At 62.7% G+C, this 21,025-nt stretch carries 16 protein-coding genes and 4 pseudogenes; 11 read left to right on the top strand and 9 right to left on the bottom strand.

The annotated features are described in order from the left end of the window. Positions 1 to 595: 595 nt before the first annotated feature. On the top strand, positions 596 to 925 hold the full coding sequence (locus ACTGJ9_RS25625; RefSeq protein ID WP_456673353.1) for a hypothetical protein: 330 nt from the start codon (positions 596 to 598) through the stop codon (positions 923 to 925). Positions 926 to 998: 73 nt separating this feature from the next. Continuing rightward, positions 999 to 1,145 (top strand): hypothetical protein, encoded by a 147-nt coding sequence (locus ACTGJ9_RS25620; protein ID WP_456673352.1) that lies wholly within the window; start codon positions 999 to 1,001, stop codon positions 1,143 to 1,145. A 1,367-nt stretch (positions 1,146 to 2,512) separates the two neighbouring features. On the opposite strand, the gene ACTGJ9_RS25615 is transcribed toward ACTGJ9_RS25620, so the two are convergent. The 3 genes from ACTGJ9_RS25615 to ACTGJ9_RS25605 form a co-directional block, all read right to left on the bottom strand. After that, the gene (locus tag ACTGJ9_RS25615) at positions 2,513 to 3,772 is read right to left on the bottom strand and encodes a tyrosine-type recombinase/integrase (RefSeq protein WP_456673351.1); all 1,260 of its coding nucleotides are present in this window, start codon (positions 3,770 to 3,772) and stop codon (positions 2,513 to 2,515) included. Positions 3,773 to 4,084: 312 nt separating this feature from the next. Then, complete coding sequence (locus tag ACTGJ9_RS25610; RefSeq protein WP_456673350.1) at positions 4,085 to 4,906, bottom strand: hypothetical protein; 822 nt, start codon at positions 4,904 to 4,906, stop codon at positions 4,085 to 4,087. Between the two features lie 713 nt (positions 4,907 to 5,619). Then, a complete protein-coding gene (locus tag ACTGJ9_RS25605; protein ID WP_456673349.1) occupies positions 5,620 to 5,841 on the bottom strand; it encodes an RNA-binding protein in 222 nt (73 codons plus the stop codon). Positions 5,842 to 6,112: 271 nt separating this feature from the next. Here ACTGJ9_RS25605 and ACTGJ9_RS25600 point away from each other — a divergent pair. Beyond that, positions 6,113 to 6,849 (top strand): annotated as a pseudogene (locus tag ACTGJ9_RS25600) (outer membrane protein). 178 nt (positions 6,850 to 7,027) lie between these two features. Next, a complete protein-coding gene (locus ACTGJ9_RS25595; protein ID WP_456673348.1) occupies positions 7,028 to 7,432 on the top strand; it encodes a hypothetical protein in 405 nt (134 codons plus the stop codon). A 256-nt stretch (positions 7,433 to 7,688) separates the two neighbouring features. On the opposite strand, the gene ACTGJ9_RS25590 is transcribed toward ACTGJ9_RS25595, so the two are convergent. Further along, the gene (locus ACTGJ9_RS25590; RefSeq protein ID WP_456673347.1) at positions 7,689 to 7,847 is read right to left on the bottom strand and encodes a hypothetical protein; all 159 of its coding nucleotides are present in this window, start codon (positions 7,845 to 7,847) and stop codon (positions 7,689 to 7,691) included. 306 nt (positions 7,848 to 8,153) lie between these two features. On the opposite strand from ACTGJ9_RS25590, the gene ACTGJ9_RS25585 reads away from it, so the two are divergent. Continuing rightward, positions 8,154 to 8,348, top strand: a complete 195-nt coding sequence (locus tag ACTGJ9_RS25585; RefSeq protein WP_456673346.1) for a hypothetical protein — start codon at positions 8,154 to 8,156, stop codon at positions 8,346 to 8,348. 52 nt (positions 8,349 to 8,400) lie between these two features. On the opposite strand, the gene ACTGJ9_RS25580 is transcribed toward ACTGJ9_RS25585, so the two are convergent. Further along, positions 8,401 to 9,579: an OpgC domain-containing protein gene (locus tag ACTGJ9_RS25580; RefSeq protein WP_456673345.1), complete on the bottom strand. Its 1,179-nt coding sequence runs from the start codon at positions 9,577 to 9,579 to the stop codon at positions 8,401 to 8,403. Positions 9,580 to 9,834: 255 nt separating this feature from the next. Here ACTGJ9_RS25580 and ACTGJ9_RS25575 point away from each other — a divergent pair, with 255 nt between their 5' ends. Further along, entirely contained in the window at positions 9,835 to 10,140 is a 306-nt protein-coding gene (locus ACTGJ9_RS25575; RefSeq protein ID WP_194462258.1) for an ETC complex I subunit, read from the top strand. A gap of 95 nt (positions 10,141 to 10,235) precedes the next feature. Beyond that, positions 10,236 to 10,730, top strand: a complete 495-nt coding sequence (locus ACTGJ9_RS25570; RefSeq protein ID WP_456673344.1) for an Lrp/AsnC family transcriptional regulator — start codon at positions 10,236 to 10,238, stop codon at positions 10,728 to 10,730. Between the two features lie 44 nt (positions 10,731 to 10,774). Here ACTGJ9_RS25570 and ACTGJ9_RS25565 read toward each other — a convergent pair. Beyond that, positions 10,775 to 11,801: pseudogene (locus tag ACTGJ9_RS25565) on the bottom strand (AraC family transcriptional regulator). A 170-nt stretch (positions 11,802 to 11,971) separates the two neighbouring features. Between ACTGJ9_RS25565 and ACTGJ9_RS25560 the strand changes: the two are divergent. The 4 genes and pseudogenes from ACTGJ9_RS25560 to ACTGJ9_RS25545 all read left to right on the top strand — a co-directional run bounded on the left by ACTGJ9_RS25560 (position 11,972) and on the right by ACTGJ9_RS25545 (position 17,676). Then, the gene (locus tag ACTGJ9_RS25560) at positions 11,972 to 13,099 is read left to right on the top strand and encodes an isovaleryl-CoA dehydrogenase (protein WP_456678620.1); all 1,128 of its coding nucleotides are present in this window, start codon (positions 11,972 to 11,974) and stop codon (positions 13,097 to 13,099) included. 39 nt (positions 13,100 to 13,138) lie between these two features. Continuing rightward, positions 13,139 to 14,744, top strand: a pseudogene (locus tag ACTGJ9_RS25555) (carboxyl transferase domain-containing protein). Positions 14,745 to 14,748: 4 nt separating this feature from the next. After that, positions 14,749 to 16,763, top strand: a pseudogene (locus tag ACTGJ9_RS25550) (acetyl/propionyl/methylcrotonyl-CoA carboxylase subunit alpha). Between the two features lies 1 nt (position 16,764). Continuing rightward, on the top strand, positions 16,765 to 17,676 hold the full coding sequence (locus tag ACTGJ9_RS25545) for a hydroxymethylglutaryl-CoA lyase (protein ID WP_456673343.1): 912 nt from the start codon (positions 16,765 to 16,767) through the stop codon (positions 17,674 to 17,676). Positions 17,677 to 17,789: 113 nt separating this feature from the next. Here ACTGJ9_RS25545 and ACTGJ9_RS25540 read toward each other — a convergent pair whose 3' ends face one another. The 3 genes from ACTGJ9_RS25540 to ACTGJ9_RS25530 are packed head-to-tail and all read right to left on the bottom strand — an operon-like array spanning position 17,790 to position 20,718. Then, positions 17,790 to 19,148 (bottom strand): TRAP transporter large permease, encoded by a 1,359-nt coding sequence (locus tag ACTGJ9_RS25540; protein WP_456673342.1) that lies wholly within the window; start codon positions 19,146 to 19,148, stop codon positions 17,790 to 17,792. Further along, positions 19,145 to 19,699, bottom strand: coding sequence for a TRAP transporter small permease (locus ACTGJ9_RS25535; RefSeq protein WP_456673341.1), 555 nt, complete (start codon positions 19,697 to 19,699; stop codon positions 19,145 to 19,147). The genes ACTGJ9_RS25540 and ACTGJ9_RS25535 overlap by 4 nt, the downstream gene beginning before the upstream one ends. Next, positions 19,696 to 20,718 carry a TRAP transporter substrate-binding protein gene (locus tag ACTGJ9_RS25530; protein ID WP_456673340.1) on the bottom strand — a complete coding sequence of 341 codons (1,023 nt, stop codon included), beginning with the start codon at positions 20,716 to 20,718 and terminating at the stop codon, positions 19,696 to 19,698. Before ACTGJ9_RS25530 ends, ACTGJ9_RS25535 begins: the two co-directional genes overlap by 4 nt. Positions 20,719 to 21,025: the final 307 nt, after the last annotated feature.

Raw genomic sequence — 21,025 nt, 5'->3', positions numbered from 1 at the left:
CTGCGAGAACGTATCGACAGGCACGTCCCAGAAGGTACGGGATCAAGCCAGTTATGGCTATTCCAGCTCCCACGTATGGCGCAGCGTTGATATCGTTCGGATTGTCACCCCTGATCATGATCACGGTGACAGTCGCACCGGCCAGAATTGCCAGAACGGCCACGATGATCCCAAGCCAACAAAGAACAACGCCTAAACGAGCGGCCATCAGTAAATCTCGCCTCTCATTTCTTTGCTTTTAACCCGATCTCGACTAGGCGGCGGATTGCCGGCGACCGGGCTGGCCTGTCGCCTTGTTTCGAGGCCCAGGATTCCACGGCGTCTAGGACGTCCTGCGGAAGCCTTATCGTAACCGCAGGGTCACGTCCCGTAGCTGGACGTCCGCGCCGTTTTTGGTGCACCATAATTGACTTCGACATATTTACGGTGTACCAAAAATGCGGGCCGCTGAATAGTCTCGGCCTTGATTCTGAAGGGGCTGCATCACACTATGGCTAATCAATACAAAAACTGCACAAAAACCAGTGCTCGCGCTGAGCTGTCCACACCCGCGTCAGCCGGCATGGGAATGCTAGCGCTATTCCGCGATTTATGGATGACGTTCAAGCACAAGGATAGTTTCGGCGCCAAGGATGTCGGCGATGCAGAACACAAAGGTGTTTATGAGGTTATGCGCAGCATGTCCTTCATTCGGCCGGTTACGGCGATGGAGGCGCTTGCTCAGGCGGTGTTTATCCAAAGCGAAATGTGTGACCCAGGGAATTCCTCTGATGACCACCTTGAATTATTGAGCGCACGCAGCGGCGCGCGGCTGGGCTGGTTCTCTGGATTGAGCAGACCCACGGGATTGATCGTCGCGATATTGGGCTTGAAGATTTTTGCAACCGTGACCTTACGGCAGCGCTCTTTCCCGACATGCCATTGAAGTCCCGGCCGGAAGCGCGGAGATCTGCGATCCTCAAGGTCGTTGCACCAGTTGCCGAAGCTGCGGAATAGCCATGCTCATCTTCAAGAACGGCTCAATCGAAATCTGGGCAGTCGCCGAGACGTGGGGCACGGATTACTGGGTGTACGGATTCACCTCCGACCCGCGCGTTTGCCCGTCGATTGGCATGGCTTACGAGGTCGCCGCGGCGGCGGAATAGGCCCGCCTGAATTCTTCCATAGTGGAAGAATTTGGCCCGTGCCGTGTGGGCGTTGCCCGTTGGCTGGTGGGTGGTCACGCTAATTGGCGTGACCGGCGCGGCCTTCCGCAGGCGAACCAGAACAGTAAGGAGAGCGCTGCCGGGCTCGAAATGCCAGTCCCCCGACGGCGCTCTTGTCTCAAACTGGGCACCCGAAGCGCCGTCAGACGGCTGCGAACACCTGAAAATGCAGGGAGTACTTCGGGTTGACCGCCGGAGGGTGTAAGTTCCATGCAAATCCCTAGTGAGTCGGGGGAGCCGTGGGTATTTACTTTCTCTCACTAGCGGCGTGCGTTGTCGGTGTGCTTCTCTTCATGGCATTTCGCCTATAGGGCCGACAGCGGACGCAACAGTTGCTTTGAATCCTCAGCCTAGCGCCGAAATTAAGGTTTTCGGCTGGATGTTTTTGACTGTGCGCGGTCGAGCGCGTTCAACTCCCCGGATGGAGGCGAACGTGATCATTTGGCTGCTGGTCATCATCATCGCGGTTAGCGTTGCAATCCTGATCGCCCACGCGATTGACGCAATACGTTCCTGACGTCCGAGAGTATCATGAAACCTGCTTGCAGGCTTTCACCAGGCAGAGCTTCGGTACGCGATTACGCATGGGCGTAAGATAGGAATTTAGGACTACCGTACGAGTTTTGGGAACAATGGGGCGATACACATCATCGACCTAAGCTCCGGATTCCTTCCCCTGCGAACCGGAGCGTCCCCACGGCCCCAGCCCCGCCGCCAGTCGGCTGGGGCCGTTTTATCGGAACGACCCGAAAAAATGCACCGTTGGCAATGATCGGGGTGCTCTGGCTGTTGGGAGATGACTGCCCGTGCTCTCTCCAGATCATGTCCTACGTGATTGCCCGAACTGTCATGCTTGGCCGATGCCCGCCAACTTCATCCACTCCAGCTGGCCAAGCCTGTCGCCCCAAATTGAGTTTCGGTGCGCAAGGTGTGGTCATGAAGAGACCGCGCAGGTCGAAAGCACAGGCGAGATGAAACCCATTAAGAAGCGGCGGCGGAGATGGTCACCTGAGGTTTTTCGGTGAAAAAATACGCCGCCGGGCACGCAATACCTTCGTCCCGGCGGCTTTGTTTCAATCCAGCCCCGAGATTGGGATTAGCAAAAAATCCCGGATACTCATGAGTATAGGCATGGAGTGTGAAGGTTCAGTTTGCTTGATCGAAAATGGAGGCAGGCCGGTCACGCTGGCGCGGGCCTAACCTCAGCGTCCGTTTTCGGTTTGTGCCGACCCTTGAGATACCTCAAGGAATCTAGTCCGCTATGAAACACATGCGAACAGGATCAACAGTGCGCGGGCAGGCTGTTTCTATTTCCCGCTCAGCGCGGCAGCGATCTTGCCTGCAATCAGATCCGCAGCCCGTTTTGCAGGATCGACGGCAATATGCGCGTAGCGCGCCGTGGTGCTGGCCTGACTATGCCCCAACAGGCGCCCGATAATGGGAAGGCCAAGATCGGAGCCCGCTCCAACGCTGGCGAAGCTATGGCGCAGGTCATGGATTCTTACGTCATCAATCCCAGCTCGCTTGCGGACTGCACGCCAGGGTCGGTTTAGATCGAAGCGTGGGGTTTCGTCTTTCGTGCCGGCCGACTCCCCTGCGATCACATAGACCCCGATCCGAGGTAGGGCGTCCAAAATCGCGATAGCGGGCGCGGACAGGACAACCGTCTTCTGGCCGGTCTTTGAATCCGGCAGGAATAGGAGGCCGCGGCCTGCGTCGTATTCCTTCCAACGAAGATCGAGAATCTCGCGCAATCTGCAGCCGGTGAACAACAGCAAACGCAATGCTGCTGCGGCATGCTGATCGATCTTGGTCAGGCGATTCTTAGGCTTGGGAGCGTGCTTGGTCTTCTTCGTCGGATCAGGCTCCCACGGAATGCCAGCGCTTTCAGCCTCGCGGAGAGCGTCACCAAGGCGCTGTAGTTCTTCCCCCGTCAGGTAGCGCTGCCGTTGCTTCTCGTCAAAATGCTCAATGCCAACGGCGGGATTCTCAGCGCCCTTCGGTAAAATCTTCTCCCTCAGCCCGAACGCCCAGATGGTACCGATTAATGCCACAACGCGGTTCGCGGCGACTTTGTGCGTCTCGCCTATCCTGTTGTGAAGGCGGCTCACGTCGGAGTGCGTGACACCCGTGGCTTTCTTCCTGCCGAGGGCAGGGCGAATGTGGTTTTTGATATATCCGCCGTTCAATCGAATGGTCCCAGCCTTCCGCTTCGGCTCAAGATGCTTCGTGGTAAAGGCCTCTAGCAATTCATCGACTGTTTCGGCCTTCCTGGCGGCGCCGCGCTCAGCGGCTGGGTCAGCGCCCAGCTTCACCTTAGCAAGTAGCCTTTCAGCGGCTTCCCGGGCCTTCTCAGGCGACAGCGTGGCGGGGGTACCAATCACCATGCGCCGCTTGCTGACGCGCCTACCGCCTTCGCCTGGCCGATATTCGACTATCCAAGAGAGGGCGCCTTTGGCTGTGGCTTTGACGCCAAACCCCGTCAGGTCGGAGTCATAGAAAATCGTTGTTTTCGTAACGGATGGCAGGCCGGCAACGGCACGTCGTCCAAGCTTAAGGATTGGCATTGCTTCCCCCAGAGTCGCCACCGAGTAGCCACCGCATCATGTATTGAGCGGAAACGAGGGGAAAGCAACGGAAATGAGGTGGCGATAAATACATATTATTCTCAGTTACTTACGCAACAAACGGAAATCAGAGCCACCAAGCGGTATTCACCGGAAAAAGGTCTAATAAGTTTTGGGTACTGCAGGTCGTTGGTTCGAATCCAGCTGCCCCGACCAACAAGCTCCCGCCAAGGGTCTATGCATTCGGCGCGCTCCGACGCCAATCGGTTGGACGCCTATTCTGGTCCGGGTGTTCAAGCCCACGGCCACCCGTCATGCTGACGCGGCCGGTGCGGGCTCCAGCGCGGCCTTCGACGTCAGATACCAAAGCAAGAAAAGGAGCGCTGCTCCGTGCGACAAAAGCGCGGTCGTCAGGGGCAAATTGATCAGTTGTTGCACCATGACGCCCGACGAGAGCAAAACAAATCTCGGCGGCAGATGCGAAGCCATCGAACTCGCCAGCGCGATGGCGATCCCGCAGGGCAGCGCGACGAGGGGCGCCCACAGCGCCCCGACCGACGCGATGCCCTCGGTCGCCAGCATGGACGCATTGAAGTTTCCGAGATCGTAGATTTTGGCGATCTCGACCCCGAGCTGCGGACCATAGGGGCAACCGAACAGAGTTCGAACGATGTTGACCTGACAGAAATGGGTCGGCTGGTGATCGAAGAAAAACGCGTTGTAGATTTCAAGCGCGATCGACGGAATTGCGATCATCCGGAAATTGATCACGCCGAAGACGTGGTAGACCTGCTGACCTCTCGCCGCCTCGACAGTAAGCGCCGCCAACCCGATCACCAGCGGCAGCAACATGGATAGGATCACCACGCATCTCGCCTCGGCAAACCGGGTAAGGGTCAACAGAAAGAGCAGCCAGAACGGCGCAAATATCGAAAGTTTCGTCAGGACGATCGGATAGAATGCGGCCATGAGCGCGAGCGCAATCGCCGCGAGCGCATGCCGGCGGATCTCGATGAACCAAGCAAAGGCGAACGGCAACAATGTCGAGAGGAGGATCCCATTGGCGTAGCGGATCGGCGCCGGAAATTCGACGAGGTCATTCCGGTAGGTGTAAATCTCCGACAGTCCCACCAATCGAAAATTGTAGTTCGCGCCGGCAGCAATTGTGAGGCCCGCGACAACGAGAAAGGCGACGCAAAGGCGTTCGGTGGCTATGGCCGGCTGTGCAACGGCCGGCAGCCTTATGCTGTTTGAGGACGCCAAAAGCGGAAGGATAAGCCCTGAAGCGAATGCGGAGACGAGTGCCACCCCATGGGAGTACTGAAGCCGCGAGAAGGGGCGATCCACAAATACCCCAACACGATACAATAGAAGTAGAACGCGACAAAATAGCCGAACGAAAATGGAGCGCGGCGCAGGGTCCAGAATCCGGCCGCGGCATAGGCAGGAGCCGCGAGCAGGGACCAAGACCATGTAGCCGTCGAGAAACCAATTTTCGGGATCGGCGCGAGAAAATGGCCGAACGTGTTGCCAACGCAAACTAGCGAGACACAGATTGCGACGGCCGTGGCAACGAACAGCGCCCCGCGCATTACTCTACCTCGTCATGCAGAAAACACTCGTTCAAGAGAACCTAAGACAGATCAGGCAGATTCCGCAACAATGACCAGTCCGAGAAATCCTCGAAGAATGGTCGTCATGAACCGCCCTCGATTTGTGCGGTTGCGGTATAGCCTCGTCGGTTGAATCGATCCACATTCTGTAGACCCTCGCGACGATCGGGCGTGAACTACCGCCACCGATATGATTTGGAGCCGACGGCATGTCACAGCCGGCCAGCTCGGGCGTCAGGACAACAGCCAGTCGGCCAGGCGCCAGGCCAGCCAGCCCAGCGCGCAGATCCAGCCCACCATCGCGATCGCCGCGATCCCGAGCGCGCACACTGCAAACAGCGATGTCCGGGGCTCTTCTGCGTCTGACTGTTTCTCGGTCGTATCAACCTGGCTCACAGCATCCCCTTGGCCAACGGCCTGCTGTTCGTTGGTCTGCGTTCGCTCGCGAAAATTCACCGGCTGCGCTCCAACTCACACGGACGTGAGTGATCCTCCTGTCCACGGCGGCGTTCGCTTGCCTCGGCTCTGGACAGTCGGGAAGACCCTGCAACTCGTTGGAACTTAATTGGTTGCCGCCGTTCGGCCGGAAATCGATGCCGACCGGCGCGTCCTCTTTTTCAGCGCGCGAGCGCATGCACACCCTTTTGCAAGTGTGCTTCCCGGGTGACACCTCGAATCGCGAAGCAGTGGTAGGGATTTACGTAGTTATTTCTCGGGGAATCACCCAATGAAAAAATTGCCACTCGCGATCGCCATTTTGGCGATGAGCGCCAGCAGCGCGTTCTCCGCCGATCTTGCCGCGCGTCCCTATACCAAGGCGCCCCCGATGATTGCCGCCATCTATGACTGGAGCGGCTTCTACATCGGCATCAACGGCGGCGGCGGCTCGGCCCATACTTGCTGGGACCTGGTCGGCTTCGGCGCGGAAGGATGCCACAACTCAACTGGCGGTACCGTCGGCGGCCAGGTCGGCTATCGCTGGCAGTCGGCCAACTGGGTGTTCGGCCTCGAGGGGCAGGGCAACTGGGCCGGCTTCTCGGGTAGCAATGTCGCGCCGATCGGCGGCAACCCGTTTGGCGGGGGAACATCCAAACCCGGATCGACGCGTTCGGGCTTCTCACCGGTCAGGTCGGCTATGCCTGGAACAACGTTCTCGTCTATGCGAAGGGCGGCGCGGCGGTCGTGAGCGACAAATACGACGAGATCTTCGCCGGTGCCGTGGTCGATACCGCCAAGGCGACGCGCTGGGGTGGCACCGTTGGTGCGGGCCTGGAGTTCGGGTTTGCGCCGAACTGGTCGCTCGGTGTCGAATACGACCACATCTTCCTCGATAGCCACGACACCGTGCTGACGGCGGTCCCCGGTGGTGGCGCTGGCGGCACCATTCATGTTCGCCAGGACGTCGACATGGGCTTGGTCCGACTGAACTACCGCTTCGGCGGTCCCGTGATCGCCAAGTACTGAGTGAAGTACCGAGCAAACCGCGGCGGCGGTCCGAGCCGCCGCGACTAACCCGCTGCCGATTGCTCGCACTGACATTTCGTCGCGGAGCGGACGCCTGATTTTGGTGCGGTCCGCGTTGAAGGGAAAGAGCAGGCGCTCACATGGCGCCGCGCCCAATTCTCCTTCAGACGAGGTTTTCATGTCGACCAGTGCGATTGCTTCATCCTCAGCGGCGGTGACGGCGACCCCGTCGACCGCCGCGAAGTCGTCGACGTCAGTAACATCATCGGCGTCATCCACATCCGCGACCTCGTCGGCATCATCCACGTCGTCGACGTCAGCGTCCTCGTCCTCGCAGTCGGCCGGCGCAAGCTCGGGCTCGGGAGGCAGCGGCGGTTCGTCCAAAACGGTCGTCAGCGAGGTCTCGACCACCGTGAACGGGATGACGACGACGATCACCTATTCCGACGGCACGACCGAGGCGGAGACGACCCCCGCCAGCTCGCAGGCCAGCCAGGGCAACCAGCCGGGACAGACCTACAATTCGCAGGGCGCGCTGAGCTCCGGCGCCGCCAGCGCCTCGGCTGCGAGCAGCGGGGTCTGAGCCGCGATCAACCGCGCTGGCGGAAAGCCTGGCCAAGCGCGCCGCCGAACGTTTTGGGCCTGTTGTTCGGAGGCTTCGATCACTGCGCGATTTTGCTGGAATCAAAACACCTTAACCAGCGCAGAATTGCCCAGGCTTCATCGAACCTTTGGCTGTCGCCAAAGACACATCAGTGTTGGGGATTTCAGCGCCCAATGCCTAAACGGACGCCGCCAAGCGATGATATTGCGCTTGCGCGGCGTTGCGCTTTGAGAGCTCAGCCCGAGGCGTACCAACCCGCCGGAAACGGGATCAGCGGCCACACCGGATAATTGTCGTTGGCAGCCCTCGTCGACGTGTCGTGGGGCGGCCTGGCAACCGGCGTCGGGGGCGATGAAATCATCGCCAGATGCGAATAAGCAAATTGCAAATTCATGGTCTCGACCTGCAGTCAGTCGTTTGAAAATTCAGCCGGAGCTTGAAATCAACAAGGCACGCTTCGGAAACGGCGCACTCATACTCAAATCGCCCGCTCATCTTAGGAAAGATGGGCAGGTGTTTCAACCGGCAAGGCGGCGATCTGCCGGCAAGTAAGGTTGATCGGTTAGGTTAAGCACGGGCCGTCGTTGCGGCCGTTTTGACGACTGCTATCAAACCGGTCCCGGCACGCGACGACGCCCCATCAGCGGCTCAGACGAGGTCACATTCGTCGCGGCATTTCGTTTCGCGCGAGTTGTCCGCCATGACTTTCGATCTCACCAACAAAACAGCCCGCCAACGGTCGAACTGGACCGAGATCTGGCACCTCTGGACCGTGATCGTGCCGCGCCGCTCGATCAACGGGCAGTTCGTCTACGGCAGGGTCTGGCGCCGTCACGACGGCCGCGACTGGATCTACAAGAAGTTCACCGAATACGACGGCGAGGCGGCGGCCTGAGCCTTCCGCCGCCACGCGTCTCAGGCGGGCTTTTTCACGCAGCCTTTTACGTTCAAGCCGCCTTGGAGGCCGGAGCAGCCGCGGGCTTCGCCGGCGGCGGCTTCAGCGGCTTGTCCTGTCGCTTCGACCAGGAGATGTAATAGGCGACTGTCGTCATGATCGCGATGCCCGCGATGGAGACGAAGAGCTGCGCAAACAGCGAGCCCGAGCTCATCGACAGCTCGAAATGGCCGACGAAGGACAGGAACACGCCGACGCAGAACACGGCGAGCGATTGCTGGCCGCAGACGATCACCGGATCGAAGATCTTCCACTCCAGGCCCGGCCAGTCCTTCGGCACGAAGCGGATCACCAGGATCACGATCACGACGAAGTGGATGAAGCGATAAGGCGCGAGGTTGGTCTTGTCGTTCGGATTGAATGCCGAGAACAGCCATTCCGGGAGCATGCCGCCGAGGGTTGGGAAGCGGCCGGCCATGGTCATGACCAGCGCGAACAGGAGATAGCCGAGGCAGAGCCACAGCGTGATCGGCGAATTGATCAGCGTCATCGAGCGGCGCGCGCCGCCCATCGCGCACCAGGCGCCGAACACGAACAGCACCTGCCAGCAATAGGGATTGAAGTACCACTGGCCGGCCGGGTAGGCGTTCAGGTTCAGGCCGAAATGGCGCGCGGTCAGCCACAGGATGATGGAGACTGCCATCGTCAGATCGGGCTTGCGCAGCATGAACCACAGCACCGGCGGAAACAGGCCCATCAACACGATGTAGAGCGGCAGCACGTCAAGATTGACCGGCTTGAAGCGCAGGAACAGGCCCTGGCGCAGCGTCTCGGTGGCGTTGTCGACGAGGCCTGCGACATTGAACTCGTTGATCATCTCGGAATCGCCGAAGCGCAGCGCCAGATAGCTGATCGAGGCGATGTAGATCACGAACAGGATGATGTGGGCGACATAGAGCTGCCAGACCCGTTTGGTGAGGCGGGTGGCGCCGACGATGAAGCCGCGCTCCAGCATCATACGGGCATAGACGAACGAGGCCGTGTAGCCAGAGATGAAGACGAACAGGTCGGCCGCGTCGGAGAAGCCGTAATTGCGCGTCGTGATCCAGTTCACGACGTTGTCGGGGATGTGATCGAGGAAGATCGCCCAGTTGGCGACACCGCGAAACAGGTCGAGCCTGAGGTCACGGCCCTTCTCGGGAAGCGTGGCGTTGATATTCAGGAAGGCCATGCGACGGAAGCTCTCGAAGGGGACGGATACGCTGAAGTCGCCGAGGCGGGGCCGCCCGGCAGGATTCCCGGGCGGACGGCGGGTACGGAATTGTCACAGTGCAGCATAATGACTATACCCGTCGGTGAGGGACCCGGGCACCCGGAATCACCGATCAGTTCCCGAAAGGTGTCTCTATACTATGCCCGCGGTTTCCACCAATCGCTACCGTTGCGCATCAAAATCGAACGAAAAGACCAAGAGGCCGGACCGCCAATGACCGCACGCATTTTCAAGCCCGCCAAGAACGCGATGCAATCCGGCCGGTCCAAGACCAAGGAATGGCAACTCGACTATGAGCCGGAGCAGCCGCGCGCCGTCGAGCCGCTGATGGGCTGGACCTCGTCCGGCGACATGAAGCAGCAGATTACGCTGCGCTTTCACACCAAGGACGAGGCGATCGCCTATTGCGAGCGCAAGGGCATCGCCTACCAGGTGATCGAGCCGAAGGAATCGCTGCACCGTCAGGTCGCGTATGCCGACAACTTCTCCTTCCGCCGCGGTGAGCCCTGGACGCATTGAGCGCGAGCACCGGCCGTCCTCTGCGGGGAGCCCTTGGCACCCAATCCGCCGCGTGCTTCGCTGGTCCGCATGACCGGACCATGACGAGGTGGGGGATGGCGGGGCGTGACCAGCTCGACGGCGTCGATCTGAAGATTTTATCCGAGCTGCTGCAGGACGGGCGGGTTCGCAACAATGAGCTGGCGCTGCGCGTCGGCGTGTCCGCGCCGAATTGTCTGCGGCGGCTCAAATCGCTGTTCAGCCGCGGCGTAATCCGCGCGGTGCGCGCCGTCATCGATGAGCGATTGCTCGGCTATGAGGTGGTGTCGTTCGTCTCGATCCAGCTCGGCAGCCAGGCCCAGCCGGTGCTGGAGGCGTTCGAGGGATCGATCGCCGCGATTCCGCGCATCCAGCAGTGCTGGCGGATTTCCGGCGACACCGACTATCTCCTGAGATGCGTCGCGCCGAGCGTCGCGAGCATGCATCAGCAGCTCCTGCATTTCGCCGCGATGCCGAACGTGAAGAACGTGCGCAGCTTTCCGGTGCTGGGTGTCGCCAAGGACGTGCCGCTGCCGGTGCAGGAAATCGCGGCTGCGGCGCCGGCAGGATAGCGGCCGCGCGAGGCTGACGGAAAGGCCGACGGCGACTGCACCCTTCAGCGATAGCGGCCGCGAAACTCGCGCGGGCTTGCGCCGGTCCAGCTGCGAAAAGCCCGGGAAAAGCTCTTTTCGTTGCGGAAGCCGGCGAGTTCCGCAATTCGCTTGATCTGCGTCCGGCCGCGCATCAGCTCCTGCTTGGCGAGCTCGAGCTTTGCTTCCTCCTTGAGGTCGCGCAGCGAGGTGGCTTCCTCGCGCAGGCGGCGGTGCATGGTGCGGGTGGAGAGCGCGAGTTCGCTGGCGACATCCTCCGCGCCAAGGATGCGTCCGCGCGCCTCGCGGAGCACGCGCCGGACACGCTCGACCAGCAAACGATCGCGGCGATAGGGCAGCACGGTCAGCCGGAGCGCGCCCTTGAGCATGCTGTCGAGGTCGGCGGCGCTGCGGGTCAGCGGCAGCGAGAGATAGTGCTTGTCGAAGACGATGCGGGCACCGTCTGCGTCGAAGCGGACGTGCTTGCAGAAGATGGTCGGATAGACCGAGACGTGTGGGCTCGGCATAGGGAAACTCCGCCGCGCGGAGCGCGATCGCGGAATCCACCGCCCAGCAGGAGAAGCCGAGCACATAGCGGAGCAGGGTGACCAGGCAGAACTCGCGCAAGGGCCCGAGATCGCGCTGCTCGCGAATGGAAATGGTCGCGGCCTCGCCGCTGACAGCAAGGTCGAACAGCACATCTTCCGTGAGCAGGCGATGATGCCGGCACCAGCGTTTCAGCGCGACTTCGAGGGTGGGCGCGGTGATGGAGGCACGGCACAGCATCCCATAAGTGCCGAATGGAAACCTGCGCGAGAACCAGCCGAGCGCCTCGTCGTCAAGCTCGCGCATGGCGTGGCCCGCCAGCGCCTCGAACTGCGCGGCGGTGACCCGCCCGTCCGCTGATCCGAGGAGGTCGGGCAGGACCTGCCCCTTGCTCAAGGCCTCGGCCGGATCCCGCCCATAACGGGCATAGGCGGCGACCACGCCGCGGACGAAGGCGGCGGGCGTCATGGCGCGACGGGGCGTAGCGGTTGCGGCCTGAAAGGGCATATGAAGTCCTTTCGAAAATCCTCGCCAAACTTGGCGGAAAATGCAACCTTTTCGACCGCCACGGCGCTCGGGCGGCGGTAGGTTCGGGGCCGACAAGAAATTCGCAGGGAACTGGAGGAATCGCCTTGAACATCCCGAGCATCGACTTCGATCTGGGCGAAGACATCGGCATGCTGCGCGACACCGTGCGCGCCTTTGTCGAGGCGGAGGTGGCGCCGCGCGCGGCGGAGGTCGAGAAGGCCAATCTGTTCCCGGCCGATCTCTGGAAGCGTTTTGGTGACCTCGGTTTGCTCGGCATGACCGCGCCGGAGCAATATGGCGGCTCCAACATGGGCTATCTCGCCCACGTCGTCGCCGTGGAGGAGATTTCGCGCGGCTCGGCCGCGATCGGGCTCTCCTACGGCGCCCACTCCAACCTCTGCGTCAACCAGATCCGCCGCAACGGTAATGACGCGCAGCGCCAGCGCTATTTGCCGAAGCTGATTTCAGGCGAGTATGTCGGCGCGCTCGCCATGTCCGAGCCGGGCGCTGGCTCCGACGTCGTCTCGATGAAGCTGCGCGCCGACAAGCGCGGCGACTGGTATGTGCTCAACGGCTCGAAAATGTGGATCACCAATGGCGGCGATGCCGACGTGCTGGTGGTCTACGCCAAGACCGATCCGGAGGCCGGCCCGCGCGGCATGACCGCCTTCCTGATCGAGAAAGGCTTCAAGGGGTTCACCCACGGCCAGCATCTGGACAAGCTCGGCATGCGCGGCTCCAACACCTATCCGCTGTTCTTCGACGACTGCGAGGTGCCGGAGGAGAACGTGCTCGCCGGCGTGGGCGAGGGCGTCAAGGTGCTGATGTCGGGCCTCGACTATGAGCGCGCGGTGCTCTCCGGCGGTCCGCTCGGGATCATGGCGGCCTGCATGGACGCGGTGGTGCCCTACATGCACGAACGAAAACAGTTCGGCCAGCCGATCGGCGATTTCCAGCTGATGCAGGGCAAGCTCGCCGACATGTATTCGACCTGGCAGGCCACGCGCGCCTATGTCTACGCAGTGGGAAAGGCCTGCGACCGCGCCAATCACGCGCGCACGCTGCGCAAGGACGCTGCGGCTGCGATCCTCTATTCCGCGGAGAAGGCGACGTGGATGGCGGGCGAGGCGATCCAGGCGCTGGGCGGCGTCGGCTATACATCCGAGTTTCCGGTCGGCCGTCTCTGGCGCGACGCCAAGCTCTACGAGATCGGCGCGGGCACGTCCGAGGTTCGCCGCATGCTGATCGGCCGTGAGCTGATGGCGGAAACCACTTAAACCCTCCACGCAACCACGTCACCAGAAACGCGGGACCTCATGCCGCTTCATTCCAGCATCGATCCGTCTTCATCAGATTTTGCGCGCAACTCCGACGTCATGCGCGGGCTCGTCGCCGATTTGCGCGAAAAGCTCAGCCAGGTTGCCGGCGGCGGCGGCGAGGCCTCGCGCAGCCGCCACACGTCGCGCGGCAAGATGCTGGCACGCGAGCGCGTCGATCTGCTGGTCGATCCCGGGACCTCGTTCCTGGAGCTGTCGCCGCTGGCGGCCCATGGCCTCTATGGCGGCGACGTGCATTCGGCGAGCATCGTCACTGGGGTCGGGCGCATCTCCGGCCGCGAATGCGTTGTTGTCGCCAACGACGCCACCATCAAGGGCGGCACCTATTATCCGATGACCGTGAAGAAGCATCTGCGCGCGCAGGACATCGCGCGGCAGAACAATCTGCCCTGCGTCTACATGGTCGATTCCGGCGGTGCCTTCCTCCCACTGCAGGACGAGATCTTTCCGGACGAGCGCCATTTCGGCCGCATCTTCTACAACCAGGCGCAGATGTCCTCGCAGGGAATCCCGCAGATCGCGATCGTGATGGGCTCCTGCACGGCCGGGGGCGCCTATGTGCCGGCGATGTCGGACGAGAGCATCATCGTGCGCAATCAAGGCACCATCTTCCTTGGCGGACCGCCGTTGGTGAAGGCCGCGACCGGCGAAGTGGTGACCGCGGAGGAGCTCGGCGGTGCGGACGTGCGATTCGCGGCAGTCGGGCGTGACCGATCATTACGCCCAGAACGATGCGCATGCGATCGGCATCGCCCGGCGCATCGTCGGTACGCTGAAGCCATCGGCGCGGCCGAACCTGAACATGCATCCGCCGCGCGATCCGCTGTTCGCGGCAGAGGAGATCTACGGCGTGGTGCCCGTCGACGGCCGCAAGCCATTCGATGTGCTCGACATCATCGCGCGTGTCGTCGATGGCTCCGAGTTCGACGAGTTCAAAAAGCTTTACGGCACGACGCTGGTGTGCGGCTTCGCGCATATCTGGGGCTATCCGGTCGGCATCATCGCCAACAACGGCATCCTGTTCAGCGAGAGCTCGCTGAAGGGCGCGCATTTCATCGAGCTGTGCTGCCAGCGCGGCATTCCGCTGGTGTTCCTGCAGAACATCACCGGCTTCATGGTCGGCAAGAAATACGAAGCCGGCGGCATCGCGCGCGATGGCGCCAAGCTGGTGACGGCGGTTGCGACCGCGTCGGTGCCGAAATTCACCGTGGTGATCGGCGGCTCCTACGGCGCCGGCAATTACGGCATGTGCGGCCGCGCCTACTCGCCGCGCTTCCTGTGGATGTGGCCGAATGCGCGCATCTCGGTGATGGGCGGCGAGCAGGCCTCCATGGTGTTGAGCCAGGTCCGCCGGGACAATATCGAGGCCAAGGGCGATAGCTGGTCGAAGGACGAGGAAGATAAATTCCGCGAGCCGATCCGCGCGCAATATGAGAGCCAGGGCCATCCGTATTACGCGACCGCGCGCCTCTGGGACGACGGCGTGATCGACCCGGCCGACACAAGGCTCGTGCTCGGGCTCGGCCTCTCGGCGGCGTCGAATGCGCCGATCGAGCCGACGAAATTCGGCCTGTTCAGGATGTGATGCGATGGACCGCTCAAAGCTCTACCGCCGTTTTCGCACGCTCCTGATCGCCAATCGCGGCGAGATCGCCTGCCGCATCATCCGCACCGCGCGCACCATGGGCCTGCGTACCGTCGCGGTCTATTCCGAGGCCGACCGCGACGCGATGCATGTCACGCTCGCCGACGAGGCCGTGCTGCTCGGGCCCGCGCGGGCCCGCGACAGCTATCTCAATGTGGAGCGGCTGATCGAGGCCGCGCGCAAGACCGGCGCGGAGGCCGTGCATCCCGGCTACGGCTTCCTGTCCGAGAATGCCGAATTCGCGCAGGCCTGTCTCGATGCCGGCCTCGTCTTCGTCGGCCCGACCGCCGCGATGATGACCGCGATGGGCTCGAAATCCGGTTCGAAAGCGCTAATGGAGAAGGCGGGCGTGCCGCTGGTGCCCGGCTATCATGGCGAGGCGCAGGACGACGCGACACTGGCGAAGGCGGCCGAGAAGGTTGGCTTCCCCATTCTGGTGAAGGCTTCGGCCGGCGGCGGCGGCCGCGGCATGCGCATCGTGCGCTCGGCCGCCGAGCTTGCGCCGGCGATCGTCAGCGCCAAGCGCGAGGCCAAGGCCGCGTTCGGCGACGACCGCATGCTGATCGAAAAATATGTCGACAATCCGAGGCATATCGAGGTGCAGATCATCGGCGACAGCCACGGCAATCTGCTGTCGCTGTTCGAGCGCGAATGCACCTTGCAACGCCGGCACCAGAAGGTGATCGAGGAAGCGCCGTCGCCGACGCTGAATGCCGTCCAACGCGAGACCGTTTGCGCGGCTGCCCGCAAGGCGGCGGGTGCGGTGAGCTATGTCGGCGCCGGCACCATCGAGTTTGTCTCCGACGGCAAGGACGTGTTTTTCATCGAAATGAACACGCGCCTGCAGGTCGAGCACCCCGTGACCGAGCTGATCACCGGGATCGATCTCGTCGAATGGCAGCTGCGCGTCGCCTTCGGCGAGGCGCTTCCGCTGAAGCAGGACGAGATCAAGCTTAACGGGCATGCCGTCGAGGCGCGCGTCTATGCCGAGAACCCGACCAAGAACTTCATGCCGTCGGTCGGCAGGATCTCGACCTGGCGCCTGCCTGTGGAGACAGGCGGTTTGCGCATCGACGCCGGCTATCGCGAGGGCGATACGGTCTCGCCGTACTATGACGCCATGCTCGCCAAGATGATTGCCTGGGCGCCAACGCGCGATGTTGCGATCGACCGGCTCAACCGCGGGCTGGAAGACCCGACGTCCGCGGCATCGTCATCAATATCCCGTTCCTGTCGGCGCTGATCACGCACCCGAAGGTGCGGGCGAATGCCATCGACACCGGCTTCATCGAGCGCGAGCTGCCAGCCCTGACCTCGACGGCGCCGGCGCCCGGCGAACTCGAGCTGTGTGCCGCAGTGGCCGCGATCGTCAATGACGAGCGGCAGGCATCGCGCGGGGCGGCGATTTCGCCTTTGATGTCGCCTTGGCAGACCTTTGGCTGGATGCCGGTCGGCCGCCGCCAGCGCAGCTTCGCGTTCCGGGTCGGCCACGGGCCGGAGCAGAAGATCAGTCTGAACTACGGCAGCGGGCCGTCGACGCTGGTGATCGGCGAACGCGAGCTGGCGTTCACATTTGCGCCGAAGGATGGCGGCTTCGACCTGACGCTCGACGGCGTCAAATCCTCCGTCGCCGCCGTGATCGACGGCCATGAGCTGTATTTGCGCACGCGCAACGGCCGCTTCGACCTGCACTGGGTCGATCCCTTCGGCGGCGAGACCGAGGAGCAGGCCGGCGCGGACAAGATCGCGGCACCCTTGCCGGGCACGGTCGTCGCGGTGCTGGCTGAGGAGGGGGCGAAGCTCGAGAAGGGCGCGCCGATCCTGACACTGGAAGTCATGAAAATGGAGCAGACGCTGCGTGCGCCCTATGCCGGCGTGCTGAAATCGATCAAGTGCAAGGTCGGCGACATCGTGCAGGAGGGCGTCGAACTCGCCGTGGTCGAGGCTTCCGGGGAGTGACATGAGCGATCCCGTCCGCATCATCGAGATGGGGCCGCGCGACGGCCTCCAGAACGAGAAGACGCCGGTCAGCGTGGAGGCCCGCATCACCTTCATCGAGGCGCTGGTCGCCGCCGGTCTCGATACGGTCGAGGTCGGCGCCTTCGTCTCCCCCAAGGCGATCCCGCAGATGGCGAGCTCGGATGCCGTGCTGCGCGGCGTCGCCCACATGGGCGGCGCCGAATTCCACGTGCTGGTGCCGAACGAGAAGGGCTATGACGCCGCGCGTGCCGCCGGCGCCAAAGTGGTGTCGGTGTTCGCGGCGGCCTCAGAGGGCTTTTCGCGCGCCAACATCAACTGCACGGTCGCGGAGTCCATCGAGCGGTTCAAGCCCGTGCTGGCGCGCGCCAGGGCCGACGGCGTGAAGGTGCGCGGCTATATCTCCTGCGTGCTCGGCTGTCCCTTTGACGGCGAGATCGAGCCGAACGCGGTTGCCGATCTTGCGAGCACGCTGTGGGATCTCGGCTGCTACGAGATCTCGCTCGGCGACACCATCGGCGTCGGCACGCCCGATAAGGCCAAGGCGATGCTGCGCGCAGTGGCCGCCAATATTCCCGCCGCAAAGCTCGCGATGCATTTCCATGATACCTATGGCCAGGCGCTGGCCAATCTCTATGCCGGCCTGGAGGAGGGCGTCCGCGTCATCGACGCTGCCGCCGGAGGGCTAGGCGGCTGTCCCTATGCGCCGGGTGCCACGGGCAATGTCGCGACCGAGGATGTCGTCTACATGCTCGAGGGCATGGGCGTGAAGACCGGCGTCGACATGGAGAAGCTGCTGGCGGCGACCAATACGATGAGCAGCGTGCTGGGCAAGCCGCCCGTGAGCCGCGTGGCATCCGCGCTGAATGCGAAGAAGAAGCGGGCGGTATCATAGCTCTCGTAGGGTGGGCAAAGGCGTGCAGCGCCGTGCCCACCATCTCTCCGCAATCGCACTCGCAAGTGGTGGGCACGCTTCGCTTTGCCCACCCTACGGCAGCTTGCCTGCCTCTACCTGCTCCCATCCGGACCCATCACCAGGTCCGGCAGCCAAGTCGAGATATCAGGCACGAGGCAGAGCAGCAGCACGGCGCCCATCATCAGCAGCACGAATGGCAGCGTGCCCCAGATCACTTCGCTCAGTGAGATGTCCGGCGCGACGTTGCGGATGACGAAGATGTTGAGGCCGACGGGTGGATGGATCAGACCCATCTCCATCACGATGGTCATGACCACGCCGAACCAGATGATGTCGAAATTGGCGGCGCGCAAGGGCGGCAGGATGATCGGCGCGGTCATCAGAATGATCGAGACCGGCGGCAGGAAGAAGCCGAGCACGACCACCATGACGAGGATCGCAAACAGCAGCCCCCAGCGCGGCAGATGCATGGCGACGACCGATTCTGCCGCCGATTGCGAGATGTGGAGATAGCTCATCACGTAGGAATAGAGCAGCGACATGCCGATGATCATCATCAGCATGGTCGATTCCCGGATCGTCGACTTCATGATCGGGCCGAGATCGCCTGGACGCCACACACCATAGATCGCCGCGATCAACCCCAGCGCCAGGAGGCCACCGAGGCCGGCCGTCTCCGACGGCGTGGCATAGCCGCCATAGAGTGCCGCCATGACGCCGGTGAGCAGCAGGACGAAGGGGAGCACGCGCGGCAGCACGCTGAAGCGCTCGGCAAGCGTATATTCGTCACGGGCGAGGATCGCAGCTTCAGGGCCGCCGTTCTTGTAGGCCGCCTCAGCCGCGGCATATTCCCGGCGGAAGCGGATCACGGCATAGCCGCCGAACAGCGAGACCAGCAGCAGTCCGGGACCGATGCCGGCGAGGAACAGGCGTCCCAGCGATTTCTCCGCGGCGACCGCGAACAGGATCATGGTGATCGAAGGGGGCAGCAGGATGCCGAGCGTACCGCCCGCGGCGATGATGCCGGCCGCGAAGCCGCCGGAATAGCCGCGCTTGCGCATTTCGGGGATGCCGGCCGAGCCGATCGCCGAGCAGGTCGCGGGCGAAGAGCCCGCCATCGCCGCAAACAGCGCGCAGGCGAAGACGTTGGCGACGCCGAGGCCGCCGGGGACGCGGTGCAGCCAGGCGTGCAGCGCCGAATAGAGATCCTGGCCGGCGCGCGATTTGCCGATCGCCGCGCCCTTCAGGATGAAGAGCGGGATCGACAGCAGCGTGATCGAGGCCATCTCCTCATAGACATTCTGCGTCACCGTATCGAGCGATGCCGCGGGCATGTAGATGCCCATGAACACGACCGCGACCGCGCCGAGCGCGAACGCGATCGGCATGCCCGAAAACATCACGAGCAGCGTCGCGACCCCGTAAGCGATACCGATACCGAATACGCTCATGGACGCTTGGCTCCCGCGAACGGCAGCGCCAGCTGCACGAGGACCTGGACGCAGAGCAGGCTCATGCCAAGCGCCATCAGTGAATAGGGAATGGCGAGCGGCGGCGACCACATCGAATTCGAGACCTGACCGTCGACGTAAGCCTCATGCGCCAGCGTCCACGACTTCCAGGCGAAGAAGACGCAGAACAGGAACGTCACGGCGTCGACGATCCAGAGCCGGATCCGGTTCGCCAGCGGCGAGAGCAGGCCGACGAAGGCCTCGATGCCGATATGGCCGCGGTTCTGCTGCACATAGGCGGCCGTCATGAAGGTGGCGCCGACCAGCAGGAACACGGCGGCCTCGTCCTGCCAGTAATTGGCGGCCTTGAACAAGGCCCGGCTCAGCACGCTGTAGCTCAGGATGGCGCAGGCGGCGACCAGTGCCAGCGCGGCGAACACGACGATGATGCGATTGAGGATAGCGAGGCCGCGATCGAGTGCCGCCGCAAGGCCAGTCGTTGCGGCAGCATTCGTCGTGTCGTCACGATCCGGAAGTGGACCGTGGCTCATGCAGCGACGTCGGAGGCGAGCTTGAGCAGGTTCGCCGCGGTGGCGGTCTTGGCGCCGTAATCCTTCCACGCGGTGTCGCGGGCGATGTCGCGCCACTTGCCAACGGTCGCGGCATCGAGCGCCGAGACCTTTGCGCCGGCCTTCTCGTAGACCTTGGCGACCTCGACGTCGTCATCCTGCGCGCCCTTGCGGCCGAAGGCTTCGAGCTCGTCGCCGACGGCGATCAGGATGTCCTGCTGGTTCTTCGGCAACTTGTCGAAGATCGCCTTCGACATCATCAGCGGCTCGAGCATGAACCAGTAGGACGCGCCCGCGCCCGAGGTCAGCGACTTCGCGACCTCTTCGAGGCGGAACGAGATCAGGCTGGTGGAGGAGGTGATGCCGGCGTCGCAGGCTCCTGTCTGCATCGCCGCGTAGATTTCATTCGAGGGGACCGACAGCACCGAGGCGCCGGCGGTCTGCAGCACCATGTCCATCTCGCGCGAGCCGCCGCGCACCTTCATGCCCTTGGCGTCTTCCGGCGACACGATTGGCTTGGAGCGGCTGGCGACGCCGCCGGCCTGCCACACCCAGCTCAGGAGAATGATGCCCTTGTCAGCCAGGAAATCGGTCAGCGCCTTGCCGACAGGCTCCTTCTTCCAGCGCATGCCCTGATCGTAGGTGGTGACGAGGCCGGGCATCAGGCCGATATTGGTCTCGGGCAATTCGCCGCCGGCGTAGGGCATCGGATACAGCGAGATGTCGAGTGCGCCCTTGCGCATCGCCGAGAACTGCGCGTTGGTCTTGATCAGCGAGGAGTTCGGATAGATCTCGGCCGCGATGTCGCCGTTGCTGCGCTTGCTGACTTCGGCGGCGAACATGCGGCAGAGCCGGTCGCGGAAATCGCCCTTGTCGATGGTGCCGCCGGGGAATTGATGCGAGATTTTCAGTGTGGTCGCGGCCTGCGCAGTACCGACGCCGAAGCGGAGAATGGCGGGCGCGGCGACGGCGGTCGCGAGCAGATGGCGGCGCGTGAACATGGAAAATCCCCTTGGCAGCTCTTTGGACGGTATTTGTTTGACGTGATCTGGGTAGGTCATGAGACCGATGTGGAGGCCCATCCTAGCCGGTCTTCGACCCAGAGTTCTCTCATCTGATAGTTCGAGACCGAATGCCGCGGCAAGTGTTGGCCTTGCTGCGCTGCACACGGCGGGCCTCACTATTTCGTTCGATAACGCAGGGCCTCACCCGCCGATCGCGGGATCGGCAGACGACATGCGAAAAAATCGGAACGTCGCGTAACAAGCATGCGCGTCGATCCGTCGAGATTGTTTAGCGGCACAAGTC

Source organism: Bradyrhizobium sp. RDM12 (assembly GCF_051917485.1).
Taxonomy (GTDB): Bacteria; Pseudomonadota; Alphaproteobacteria; order Rhizobiales; family Xanthobacteraceae; genus Bradyrhizobium.
This window is presented reverse-complemented; position numbering and strand designations above follow the sequence as displayed.